This window comes from Pseudomonas sp. GW822-FHT04H02, from assembly GCF_058800645.1.
Genome location: NZ_JBXAMM010000002.1, coordinates 259,421 through 271,019, shown reverse-complemented (window position 1 = coordinate 271,019; position 11,599 = coordinate 259,421). Strand labels below are relative to the sequence as shown.

At 65.7% G+C, this 11,599-nt stretch carries 9 protein-coding genes; 3 read left to right on the top strand and 6 right to left on the bottom strand.

Annotation, left to right across the window (positions count from 1 at the left end):
• Positions 1-157 precede the first annotated feature (157 nt).
• Both AC1RMG_RS07940 and AC1RMG_RS07935 read left to right on the top strand, forming a co-directional pair.
• Positions 158-961, top strand: coding sequence for a SirB1 family protein (locus AC1RMG_RS07940; protein WP_011059326.1), 804 nt, complete (start codon positions 158-160; stop codon positions 959-961).
• Between the two features lie 229 nt (positions 962-1,190).
• Positions 1,191-1,658: a GNAT family N-acetyltransferase gene (locus tag AC1RMG_RS07935; protein WP_015634198.1), complete on the top strand. Its 468-nt coding sequence runs from the start codon at positions 1,191-1,193 to the stop codon at positions 1,656-1,658.
• Positions 1,659-1,671: 13 nt separating this feature from the next.
• Here the strand turns inward: AC1RMG_RS07935 and AC1RMG_RS07930 are convergent, their stop codons facing one another.
• From AC1RMG_RS07930 to hmgA, 4 genes are all read right to left on the bottom strand, one after another.
• Positions 1,672-3,039 (bottom strand): MFS transporter, encoded by a 1,368-nt coding sequence (locus tag AC1RMG_RS07930; protein ID WP_493168887.1) that lies wholly within the window; start codon positions 3,037-3,039, stop codon positions 1,672-1,674.
• A 138-nt stretch (positions 3,040-3,177) separates the two neighbouring features.
• The gene (maiA, locus tag AC1RMG_RS07925; protein ID WP_015634196.1) at positions 3,178-3,816 is read right to left on the bottom strand and encodes a maleylacetoacetate isomerase; all 639 of its coding nucleotides are present in this window, start codon (positions 3,814-3,816) and stop codon (positions 3,178-3,180) included.
• Positions 3,817-3,828: 12 nt separating this feature from the next.
• The gene (fahA, locus tag AC1RMG_RS07920; protein WP_401155859.1) at positions 3,829-5,133 is read right to left on the bottom strand and encodes a fumarylacetoacetase; all 1,305 of its coding nucleotides are present in this window, start codon (positions 5,131-5,133) and stop codon (positions 3,829-3,831) included.
• 3 nt (positions 5,134-5,136) lie between these two features.
• Complete coding sequence (gene hmgA, locus AC1RMG_RS07915; RefSeq protein ID WP_011059321.1) at positions 5,137-6,441, bottom strand: homogentisate 1,2-dioxygenase; 1,305 nt, start codon at positions 6,439-6,441, stop codon at positions 5,137-5,139.
• 167 nt (positions 6,442-6,608) lie between these two features.
• Here hmgA and AC1RMG_RS07910 point away from each other — a divergent pair, with 167 nt between their 5' ends.
• Positions 6,609-7,403: an IclR family transcriptional regulator gene (locus AC1RMG_RS07910; RefSeq protein WP_011059320.1), complete on the top strand. Its 795-nt coding sequence runs from the start codon at positions 6,609-6,611 to the stop codon at positions 7,401-7,403.
• Between the two features lie 10 nt (positions 7,404-7,413).
• Here AC1RMG_RS07910 and AC1RMG_RS07905 read toward each other — a convergent pair whose 3' ends face one another.
• Both AC1RMG_RS07905 and AC1RMG_RS07900 read right to left on the bottom strand, forming a co-directional pair.
• Complete coding sequence (locus tag AC1RMG_RS07905; protein ID WP_493168884.1) at positions 7,414-9,969, bottom strand: LuxR C-terminal-related transcriptional regulator; 2,556 nt, start codon at positions 9,967-9,969, stop codon at positions 7,414-7,416.
• Between the two features lie 261 nt (positions 9,970-10,230).
• Entirely contained in the window at positions 10,231-11,598 is a 1,368-nt protein-coding gene (locus AC1RMG_RS07900) for a DUF1329 domain-containing protein (RefSeq protein WP_015634191.1), read from the bottom strand.
• Position 11,599: the final 1 nt, after the last annotated feature.

Here is an 11,599-nt window from a genome sequence, read left to right as displayed (position 1 = left end):
TAGACGCCAGTATAGGCTTGCGCCTGGAATTTGCTGCGCCGCGCAGGAATAAGCCCCGGGGTTTTGCAGGCTTTGGGAAATAACCTGCTACCACGCATTTCAACACTGGACGAAGCTTCGTCACGAGGCTAAAACGAGGCATCCGTCGGAGATCGAGATGAACCCGCGCCAAGCTTTTTTCGCCTGTCTGCACCGCTCGCCACCCGCCCTGCTGGAAGCTGCCCTGTGGATTGCCGCCGAGCATGATCCCCAGGTGGTGCCCGGCCTGTTGCTAGAGGAGTTCAAGCAACTGCAGCAGCAAGTGGGCAGCAGCCTGCCGACGCTGCCGGCGAACGAGCTTGGCCAACCGCTGTTGCGCCGGCTCAACGACCTGGGTTTCCAGCAGGACGAACACCTGCCCCTGCGGCCCCAGGCTGCGCTGATGGACAAGGTCCTGGAGCGTCGGCGCGGCCAGCCCCTGGCCCTGGCCCTGATCGCCCTGGAACTGGCGCAGCGGCTGCAGGTGCCGCTGGCGGGGGTGAACTTTCCCGGGCACTTCCTGCTGCGGGTGCCCGGTGCCGACCACCTGCTGGACCCGTGCGGCGGGCGCCGGCTGTACCCCAACGATTGCCGGGAACTGCTGCAGCGCCAGTACGGCGCCCATATCAAGCTCAGCGCCGAGCATCTGGCCAGCGCCGAACCGCTGCAGATGTTCCAGCGCCTGTCACGCAACCTGCGCCAGTTGCACCTGTCCTACGACGACCACCTGGGGGCCCTGATCAATGCCGAACGGGTCCTGGAAATCGGCAACGGCAGCGCCGCCGACTACCTGGCCCGGGCCAGCCTCTACCAGCGCCTGGAATGCCCGAATGCCGAACGCTTCGACCTGGAGCACGCCCTGCTGCTCAGCGACGACCCGATCCAGCGCCTGCGCCTGACCGAACGCCTGGGGCACCTGCCGCCCAACACCATCGTGCACTGAATCCCCCGCTGTTTCGCGCCTGCCGTGCAACAAGGCCCGCCGCCCTTCTGCCTGCTGCAAGGATGAAAAAGCATGAACAGCGCCGAACGCTTCCTCCAGGATTTCCACCCGCGCCACCCCGGCACCACGCCAACGGCTGGGGGCTGTTGCTGATCCAGGCCAGGGCCGCATGACAGCAGCGCCCGGGCTCTGGCAGGATGGGCGGCTAACCCCAGGGAACGGACACAGCATGCTCATCAGAAAAGCCCACGGCGCCGACGCACAACGGGTCTTCGACATTCGCAACCAGGCCATCAACCAGCAGTGCGCCGGCCACTACCCCGAAGCGGACCTCCAGGTCTGGACGGCTGGCGAACTGAGCGACTACTTCATCGAAGTGGTGGAAAACACCGGCCATGTCGCGGTCATCGACAATCAGGTGACCGCCAGCGGCATGCTCGACCTGGAGACCGGGCAGGTCGACGCGGTGTTCGTCGACCCGGCCTACATGGGACGCGGCATCGGCCGCAAGATGATGGAGTACCTCGAAGAACGGGCGCTGGAAGCCGAGTTGCCCCACCTGATCCTGGATTCCACCCTCAACGCCGCCGACTTCTATCGCCGCTGCGGCTTCGTCGGTGAGCGCATCGCCCAGTACCAGTCGCCCCGGGGCCTGACCCTGGCCTGCGTGCCGATGATCAAGCACCTGGCGCGCTGAACCACTCTGCCCCTCAGGACTTGAGCGGGGCCTGCCGTTGCGCGGCCGGCCCCGCCTCACCCGAGGCCGACGCCAGGGGCGAACGCACCTGGATGATCAACAACGCCGCAAACAGGGCCGGAATCGCACAGAAGAAGAAAATCTGCTGCACCGGAATATGCATCGCCAGCAGCATGCTGCCGAACAGCGGACCGAGGATCGAACCGAAACGCCCCACGCCCAAAGCCCAGCCGGTGCCGGTGGCGCGCACCTGGGCCGGGTAGAAGTTGCTGGCGAAGGCATTCAGGGTCAACTGGCCACCGATAATGCAGAAGCCCGCGGCAAACACGAACACCACCAGGTAGCGCGGGTTGTCGTGGTTCAACCCCAGTAGCACGGTGCACAGTGCGGCGGCGCTGAGCACCGCGGCCAGCAGGCGCACCTTGCGTTTCAGGCGGTCGGCGAACCAGGCCATGCAGACCGCGCCGAGGGTGCCGGCGAAGAGGAACATCGAAGTCACCAGGTTGGCCTGCTTCAAGGCCAGGCCACTCTCCAGCAACAGCGTCGGCAACCAGCTGATCATGAAATACAGCAGGATCAGGCTGACGAAAAAGGTCGCCCAGATCAGCAAGGTCGGCCGTGCATAGCCGTGGCGGAACAGCTCCAGCACCGTGAGCTTGCTGTCCGCCTGCTCACCGCTGTTGAGCACTGCGGCCGGCGGTTGCCAGTCCGGGAGCATCTGTGCGGTGACCTTGCGCAGCCGCGCATAGGGCGGCGCGTCCCGCAGCAGGCGCGGCAGCGATTCGGGCAGGCGCCAGAGCAGGAAAGGAAACAGCAGCAGCGGCGTGATGCCGCCGGCGAGGAACACCGCTTCCCAGCCAAAGCGATCGATGAAGCCGGCGGCAACGAAACCACCCGCCGCGCCGCCAAAGGAGAAACCGCAGGCGGCCAGGGTCACCATCAGGGTGCGCAGGCGCGGCGGCGAATATTCGGACATCAGCGCCATCGCGCTGGGCATCGCCCCGCCCATGCCGATGCCACAGATAAAACGGGCGGCCATCAGGCTTTCAAGGGAATTGGCGAACACCATCAGCACCGTCAGGCTGGCGTAGATCAGCACGCAACAGAGCAGGATCCGGCGCACGCCAAAACGGTCGGCCAGGGGCGTCACCGCCAGAGACCCCAGGGTCAGGCCCAGCAGGTTGGCGCTGAACACCGGGCCGAAGGCGGCCTTCTCCAGCCCCCAGTCCTGGGCCAGGGCCGGCACCACATAGCCCAGGACCTGGGCGTCGTAGCCATCAGTGACCAGCAGCAAGGCGAGAAGCAACAAGAGCAACCACTGGTAGCGGGACACCGGGCGGGCGTCGAGCGCAGCACGAAAGCTGGCAATCTGATTTTGCATCGCAAGGTACCTGTTCGGTTTTTTATGGTTATGGGCAGCAATGTTGCGCAGGTCACAGGCGGTGACCGCTCAGGCCCCGTTGCGGGGCCTGGGTGATGCGGATGCCACGCCGCACCGGATACCGGGCAGCGTGCGGGTTCAGGCTGGCGTATCCGGCTGGTTGGCCGGGTGCGCGGCCTGGAACGCCGGGTGCTCGGCGGCCAGGGCCGCGACCCGGAGGATCCGCGGATAGGCGTCCAGGGACACCTTGAAACGCTCGGCCGCATACAGCTGGGGAATCAGGAACACATCGGCCAGCCCCGGCTCATCGCCAAAACAGAAGCCCTGGTCGCCGATCAGTTGCTCCAGGGCCGCCAGCCCCTGGCTGATCCAGTGGTCGATCCACACCAGCAGTTGCGCTTCCTCATGACCCCATTCCCGTAGCAGGTTCTGGGTGCTGGAGTTGTGCAGCGGATGAATGTCGCAGCCGATGATCGCGGCAACCGCCCGTTCCCGGGCGCGGCTGACCAGGTCCGTGGACAGCAGCGGCACCTGTGGATAACGCTCCTCCAGGTACTCGATGATTGCCAGCGACTGGATCAGCAGGTCGCCTTCATCGGTCCGCAGGGCCGGCACCCGGCCCTGCGGGTTGATCTCCAGGTACTCCGGCTGGCGATTCGCACCGCCCTTGGGCACCAGCAGATTGACCGGTATGGCCTGGAACTCCAGGCCCTTGAGGGCCAGAGCGATGCGCACCCGGTAGGACGCAGTAGAGCGGTAGTAGGTATAGAGCTGCATGAGGGCTCTCCCTTAACGTGCCGGCTGGACCGTGCCGCGGCATTCGCCGAAGCCGATGGAGGCGAAACCCTCACGGCTGCAACGCCCGCGCAGGATGATTTCATCGCCGTCCTCGAGGAACTTGCGCACCTCGCCGGACGCCAGTTCGATGGGTTTCTTGCCGCCTTCGGTGATCTCCAGCAGGCTGCCGAACTGGCCGCTCTCTGGGCCGGACAAGGTGCCCGAACCGAACAGGTCGCCGGCCTGCAACTGGCAGCCGTTGACGCTGTGGTGCGCAACCATCTGCGCCACGGTCCAGTACATGTACCGGGTGTTGCTCAGGGTCAGGCGGTGTGCCGGCAGGCCCTGCTCGCGCATGGTGCGGGTGGTCAGCAGCACTTCCAGTTCGATGTCGAAGCCACCGCCGGCCTGGTCGCGCTTGTCCAGCAGGTACGGCAGCGGTTGCGGGTCGCCTTCAGGGCGCGGGGCTTGGGCCTGGCGGAACGGCTCCAGGGCCTCGGCGGTCACCACCCAGGGCGAAATACTGGTGATGAAGCTTTTCGACAGGAACGGGCCCAGCGGCTGGTATTCCCAGGCCTGGATATCCCGCGCCGACCAGTCGTTGAGCAGGCAGAACCCGGCGATGTGTTCGGCGGCGTCGCCAATGGCGATGGGCTCGCCCATCTCGTTGCCCTGGCCGATCCAGATGCCCAGCTCCAGTTCGTAGTCCAGGCGCGCGCAGGGGCCGAAAGTCGGTTCGGACTGCCCGGCCGGTAGGGTCTGGCCCTTGGGCCGGCGCACGTCGGCACCGGAAGTACGGATAGTGGAGGCGCGACCGTGGTAGCCGATCGGCACGTACTTGTAGTTGGGCAGCAGCGGGTTGTCGGGGCGGAACAGCTTGCCGACGTTCTGCGCGTGTTCGATGCCCACATAGAAGTCGGTGTAATCGTTGATCTTGGCCGGCAGGTGCATCTGGCAGTCCGCGGCCAGGGGCAGCAGTTTCGCCCCCTGGGCCTCGATCTTGCCGCGCAGGCTGCTGCCTTCGCCGAGCAGTTCCAGCAGGCGTTCGCGCAAGGCGACCCGGGCCGGGCGGCCGAGTTCGAAGAACGCATTCAGCTGGCCGCCACGGGACGCCTGCACCGCAGCCTGAGCCTGGCCTTCGAACAGCCCGGCATCCAGCGCCGCTTCCAGGTCGAAAATCTGTTCGCCAATGGCGACCCCGCTGCGGGGCGCCGAACCCTGGGTGCTGAAGACGCCCAGGGGCAGGTTCTGCAACGGGAAGTCGGGGTGACCGTTGGCGGACTCGACCCAGCTACGGGTGATGGTGGGCAAGGTCATGGGTTATCTCCGATTCGGGTTGAAGGTGACGGGCAGCGAGGCCCAGCAAGCATCGTAGTCGTTCTGCAGCTCTGGGCACTCCAGGGCGAACTGGCTCGGGCGCAGCACCTGGCTGGTCTCGAACATGAAGGCCATGGTGTTGTCGATCTTGGCCGGCTGCAACTGGGCGTTGATCGCCTTGGTGCAGGTCTCGCCGTCCGGGCCGTGGGCGCTCATGCAACTGTGCAGCGACGCGCCGCCGGGCAGGAAGCCTTCGGCCTTGGCATCGTAGGCGCCCTGGATCAGGCCCATGAACTCGTTCATCAGGTTGCGGTGGAACCACGGTGGACGGAAGGTGTTCTCGGCCACCATCCAGCGTGGCGGAAAGATCACGAAGTCCAGGTTGGCCAGGCCCGGCACGCTGGTGGGCGAGGTCAATACGGTGAAGATCGACGGGTCCGGGTGGTCGAAGCTGACGGTGCCAATGGTGTTGAAACGACGCAGGTCGTATTTGTACGGCACGTTGTTGCCGTGCCAGGCCACCACGTTCAGTGGCGAGTGGTCGAGCTCGCAGCCCCAGAGCTCGCCGAGGTACTTCTGGACGAGCGTGGTGGGCTGGCGCAGGTCTTCGTAATGAGCCACGGGGGCCAGGAAGTCCCGAGGGTTGGCCAGGCCGTTGCTGCCAATCGGCCCAAGGTCCGGCAGGCGCAGCGGCGCACCGTGGTTCTCGGCGACGTAGCCACGGGCTTGCGGGTCCAGCAGTTCAATGCGGAATTTAAGCCCGCGAGGCAGCACGGCGATTTCCAATGGCTCCAGGTCCAGCATGCCCAGTTCGGTGACGATGCGCAGGCGGCCCAGCTCCGGCACCAGCAGCAGCTCGCCATCGGCATTGAAGAACACCCGCTCCATCGAGCGGTTGGCACGGTAGTGATAGACGCTGATACCCGCCGGCTTCTGCGCAGCCGAGTTGGCCACCATCGCCACCAGGCCGTCGATGAAATCGGTGGGCTCGCTTGGAATCTGCAGGGGGCTCCAGCGCAGGCGGTTGGGGGTGACCTCACCCAGGGGGCCGCCTGCCAGCTGGCGCGCAAGCTTGGCGAAAGCCGGGTGCTTGGCCGAGGGCTGGATGCGGTACATCCAGGTACGCCGGGCTTCGCTGCGGGTCATGGTGAAGGCGGTGCCGGAAAACAGTTCGGCGTACAGGCCATAAGGGGCTTTTTGCGGGGAGTTCTGGCCGACGGGCAGCGCCCCTGGCAGGGCCTCGCTGGCAAATTCGTTGCCGAAGCCCGATTGGTAGCTGAGGGCCGACGCCGAAGAATCGAGGTTCATGGAGCCTCCTGGAAGTTGGAATAGGCAGGGGCCCACCACTCCCTCACAAGAGCTATCGGCACGCCTGGGTTATTTTTATCGTAATCCAATTACGCATAACGTAATTTGATTGCCCAGGAGCGTCAAGCTATAAAGACCGCCACTTGTCACGGGACCCCAATGCCTCCATGGAAAAGCCGCGCAGCATCAGCGACAGCACCGGTAAACAGAAAGTCCGCTCGGCCGAGGTCGGTACCGACATCCTCAAGGCCCTGGCCGAACTGTCGCCGGCCACTTCCCTTTCGCGCCTGGCCGAACATGTGCAGATGCCGGCAAGCAAGGTGCATCGCTACCTGCAGGCCTTGATTGCCAGCGGCTTTGCCGAACAGAACAGCGCCACCAATCACTACGGCCTGGGCCGCGAAGCCCTGCGGGTAGGCCTGGCCGCCCTGGGCAGCATGGACGTACTGAAAGTCGCGACCCTGCCCCTGGCGGAACTGCGGGACGAATTGAACGAAACCTGCTTCCTCGCGGTGTGGGGCAACCAGGGCGCGACGGTGGTGCATATCGAACCGGCGGTGCGGGCGGTGACCGTGGTCACTCAACTGGGCTCGGTGCTGCCATTGCTCAGTTCATCCACCGGGCTGGTGTTCAACGCCTACCTGCCACAGCGCGAAACCCTCGACCTGCGCCAGCAGGAACTGGCAACCGGCAGCCCCCACGCCCTGGCCGACAAGCAGGTGCACGATGCCCTGGCCGAGCAGATTCGCCAGCGCGGGCTGCACCATGTCCACGGTTTGCTGATGCCCGGTGTCGATGCCCTGTCGGCGCCGGTGTTCGATGCCACCGGCAAAATCGCCGCGGTGCTGACCGTGGTAGGGCCGACGTCGCTGTTCCACGCCGATGAACATGGGCCCGCAGCCCAACGTCTGCTGGCGGCCAGCTCTGCAGTGAGCTGGCGCATGGGTTATCAGCCGCAATAACCGCTAGCGCTCAACTCATCAGCCCCAGGGCCTGGGCCTTGGCTACCGCCTGGGTACGCCGCTCCACCCCCAGTTTGCTGTGAATCCGGCGCCCGTGGGTCTTCACGGTATGCAGGGAAATGAACAATTGCTCGGCGATCTGCTGGTTTGAACAGCCCTGGGCGATCAGTTGCAGCACTTGCAATTCCCGCAGGCTGAGCAGGCTTTCGCGGTTTTCCAGGGGGCCTGCCGATGACGGCGTCTGCAGCGTTTCCCCCGCAGCCAGCAAGAGTGGTTGCCGCAGGCGCAGTTCGTGCAGTGCCTGCGGCAGGTTGCATCGCTGCACCAGTGCCTGCCCGGCCTGCAATGCTTCCTGCGCCAGCGCCGGGCTGCCTTGCAGGTGGGCGACCTCGGCCAGGGCCAGTTGCACCTCGGCCTCCAACCCCTGCATGCCGTGGCGTTGGGCCCGGGCCAGCAGCCCCTGCAAGGTAGCGATCGGCGCCTGGGCCCGCCCCAGGTGTACCTCGGCCAGCACCAGCAGGTATTCGATCCCCGGAATCAACTCCAGGGTGGCCGGTGGCGCCTGTAGCGCCTGGGGGCCGCGAAAGTGCCGGAGCAAGCGGCTCAAGGCCTCCTGAGCCAGCTCCGGTCGCCCCTGTTGCAGCCAGAGCTGGCTGCTGACCTGCAACAGCACGCCCCGGTACACCGTGTCGGGAATCTGCCGCTGCTGCATCAGCCGCTCCGCATCCCGCAGGCGTACGAAGGCCTGGGCATAATCACCCTGGTTGGCCGCCAGTTGGGCCTGGCCGAGGAAACCATACAAGGCACGCTTGTCGTGGCTCAGCAGGCAATCCTCGAGGCCGCTGCGAAAGTAGCCGGCCGCCTGCTCTGCATGCCCCTGGCGCAAGGCCAGGCGACCGAGACGCAGGGCGATGCGACCGAGCAGCGGGGTCGCCCGCAGCGCCTGCATCGACAAGCGCTCACAGACCTGCTCCAGCAGGCTCTGGGCCCGATGCGGCGCGCCCCTTTGCTCCAGCAACTGGGCATGGTCCAGTTCCAGCAGGCCTTCGAACAGCTGGGCATCCTGGGCCCGGGCCAGGCACAGGGCTTCACGATTGAGGGCCTGGGCCACATCCAGCTCCGCACCCAGCAGGGCCTGCTGGGTCAGCCCCGACAGGCACAGCAGGCGGGTGGTCCAGGCGCTGTCCGCCAGCTCATCCAGGGCCTCGATAAAATGCTGCCGCGCCGCCGCCATCCGCCCGCTCAGGTGCAGCAGCCAGCCCTGCTGTGCCTGCCAGCGGGCCAGCAACTGACGCTGCTGCGCTGCCGAGGGCTGGGGGGCGAACCGGGCCATCTGCGCCATGCACTGCCCGGCCTGCTCGAAGCGCCCGGCAAACAGCATGGCCGCAACCAGCAGCCCCACCAGGTGCGGCGACACCAGCAAGAGTTCGCCACCGTGGCGCTCATGCAGTTGCAGCAACAGCAGCGCATTGTCCTGCTGGAACAGGAACTCGAAACTGAAATGCTCCAGCAGGCTGACCGCGACTTCATACTCTTGGGCCCGCAGCGCCTGCTCAAAGGCCGACTGCCAATCCTCCTGAGCAATGAACCACTGGCAGGCCCGGCGATGCCAGGAGCGCCCCCCCGGCCAGGCTTCGTCGCGCATCAGCAGGGCCAGCGGCGGAAACACCTGGAGCCAGTCGCCGCCACCGTCCCAGGGTTCGATGAAGCAGGCCATGTCCTGCAGGGTCCGCAGGTACTGGGCACCCTCCCCGACGCCGAACAGATGCTCGCACAGCTCGGCGTTGAAACGTGGCAGGTGCGCCAGTACTTGCCAGACTTGCGCCAGCTCCGCCGGCAGCACGCTGAACAGCTCGTGCTCCAGGTACTCCAGCAAGGTATTGGGGCGCCCCGGCTTGCAGGGCTGAATCGTCAGCTCGCTGCCTTCCAGCAAGGCAATGCGCACCCCGGCGCACCAGCCGCCACTGCGTTGCAGAATGCGACTGGCGGTCTGCGCACACAGGGGTTGCGGCAGCCGTTGCAGCAGTTGCTCGATCTCGATCTGGCTGAATGCCAGTGCCGGGCCGTCCAGCTCGAACAACTGATCGTCCAGCAGCAGGCGTGGCCAGTTGCACAGGGGCCGGCGACGGCAACCCAGCCACCAGGTCAACTGCGGGTTGTCCAGGCTCAGCAGGCGATCGAGCAGCAGGTCCAGGTCCGCAGCCGCGACCCGGCAATAGTCATCGATAAAGATCCAGGCCGGCGCCTGCAGGTGCGCCAGGTGCTGCAGCACCGTGGCTTCGTCATCGCGCTCCAGCCCCAGGGCCTGGGCCAGGGCAGCGCACAGCCCCTGCGGGCTATGCCGCCCGCCGGACAACGGCAACCAGCTCACCCGGTAGGTCTCTGGTGCCTGTTGCAGGCACTCAGCCAGCAGCGCCGTCTTGCCGCTGCCGGCAGGCGCGCAAAGCAGCTTGACCCGCGCACCGGAGGCCAGCAACGGCGCGCTCAGGCGGCTGCGGGAAAAATGATGGGAGGACAAACGGGGCATGAACCCGGGACGCTCTGGACAACGAGTCATGGCGGTCATTGCGGCGTGCCTTTTTATAGTTTTAGCCAGCGTAGCCCCACCCTAGCCCCGACCTCCCGGCCAGTTGAAGAAGTATTCAGCAGGCTGATCAGCCCCCATAAAAAAACCGACCAGGCAGTCGGATAACTGCCAGTCAAGAGGAACGCAGTATTGCCGCGACTGTGGCGAGCAAGCTCGCTTGCCAGGACTGGCCGCCATAAAAAGCCGCACGCCCCAAGAGCGTGCGGCTCGACCATTGCTCCACTGCAACCCAAGAGGCGCCTAGCGCACTCCGCTGGCGCGCAGGGCCGCCGGGGTGTAGTCGGCCGCCTTGGCGGCAAAGCCGAACTCCAGGCTGTGCTTCTCTTCGTTCTTCATGCCCAGGGCCAGGTAACGGCCGGCGTTCAGGTCATACAGGGCCTCCAGGGTGTAGGCCGGTACCTGGTGGTCGTAGTAGTACTGCGCATGACCTTCGGCTACCCGCCACAGTTGGCCGCGTCCGTCATAGTGGTCCACCAGGGCCACCTGCCAGCTGTCCTCGTCGATGTACATGTGCCGAGTGGCGTAGATGTGCCGCTGGTTGGGCTTGACCGTGCCCACCACTTCCCACACCCGGTGCAGTTCATAGCGGGTCAGGTCCTGGTTGATGTGCCCGGCCTTGACGATGTCGTCGTACTTGAGGCTCGGGGAGTCCAGCTTGTAGCTGTTGTAGGGGATGTACATCTCCTTCTTGCCCACCAGCTTCCAGTCGTAACGGTCGGGAGCACCGGAGAACATGTCGAAGTTGTCCGAGGTGCGCAGGCCGTCGGCGGCGGTGCCCGGGCCGTCGTAGGCCACTTGCGGGGCGCGGCGCACGCGACGCTGGCCCGCGTTGTAGATCCATGCCGAACGCGGTTCCTTGACCTGGTCCAGGGTCTCGTGGACCAGCAGCACGTTGCCCGCCAGCCGCGCCGGGGCGGTCACCGACTGCTTGAAGAAGTTCTGCACGTTGGCCGCCTTGGCCGGGTCCAGGTCCGGGATCAGTTGCGGCGCCGCCACCTCTTCCTCGAAACGGATCGAGGTGTAGCTGCCGTTGGTCTGCGGGGTGACCTGGGTGACGATGCGCTTCTGGTTGCCGCCGTGATAACGGGTCAGGTGGTTCCACAGCACCTCGATGCCGTTCTTCGGAATCGGGAAGGCGTAGTAGCGGTTGCCGGTAAAGTTGGCCAGGCCGTTGCCGTCGTTGGTAGTGGTCACGCTCAAGGCGCTGCGCTTGGCCGACTCGTAGATCTCGGGTGGCAGGCCGACGCTGCGGTGAGTGGGGTAGACCGGGATCCGGTAGCTGTCCGGGTAGCGCTTGAACATCGCCACCTGGCCGTCCGAAAGCTTGTCCTTGTATTTGTCCACCGTCGCCGCGGTGATGATGAACAGCGGTTTTTCATTGGCGAACGGGTCGGCGAGAAAGCCCTTGCTGTCCACCGCCCCGGCATTCTTGGGAATGCCTCCGGTCCAGGCCGGGATCGAGCCGTCGGCATTACCGGCTTTTTCCGCACCCACCGGGGTCAGGCTGGTTCCCAGCTTGGCGGCTTCTTCCGGGCTCACGGCGGCCATCAGGTTGGCCGCCCACAACCCCAGTGCCAGGGCGCTGCATTGCAGAATCATCTTGCGCATT

Bases quoted from the DNA above. Each gene is read 5' to 3' on its own strand.
- AC1RMG_RS07940 (WP_011059326.1), top strand. From the start codon at position 158: ATGAACCCGCGCCAAGCTTTTTTCGCCTGTCTGCACCGCTCGCCACCC.
- AC1RMG_RS07930 (WP_493168887.1), bottom strand. From the start codon at position 3,039: ATGCAAAATCAGATTGCCAGCTTTCGTGCTGCGCTCGACGCCCGCCCG.
- AC1RMG_RS07935 (WP_015634198.1), top strand. From the start codon at position 1,191: ATGCTCATCAGAAAAGCCCACGGCGCCGACGCACAACGGGTCTTCGAC.
- AC1RMG_RS07905 (WP_493168884.1), bottom strand. From the start codon at position 9,969: ATGACCGCCATGACTCGTTGTCCAGAGCGTCCCGGGTTCATGCCCCGT.
- maiA (WP_015634196.1), bottom strand. From the start codon at position 3,816: ATGCAGCTCTATACCTACTACCGCTCTACTGCGTCCTACCGGGTGCGC.
- AC1RMG_RS07910 (WP_011059320.1), top strand. From the start codon at position 6,609: ATGGAAAAGCCGCGCAGCATCAGCGACAGCACCGGTAAACAGAAAGTC.
- fahA (WP_401155859.1), bottom strand. From the start codon at position 5,133: ATGACCTTGCCCACCATCACCCGTAGCTGGGTCGAGTCCGCCAACGGT.
- hmgA (WP_011059321.1), bottom strand. From the start codon at position 6,441: ATGAACCTCGATTCTTCGGCGTCGGCCCTCAGCTACCAATCGGGCTTC.
- AC1RMG_RS07900 (WP_015634191.1), bottom strand. From the start codon at position 11,598: ATGCGCAAGATGATTCTGCAATGCAGCGCCCTGGCACTGGGGTTGTGG.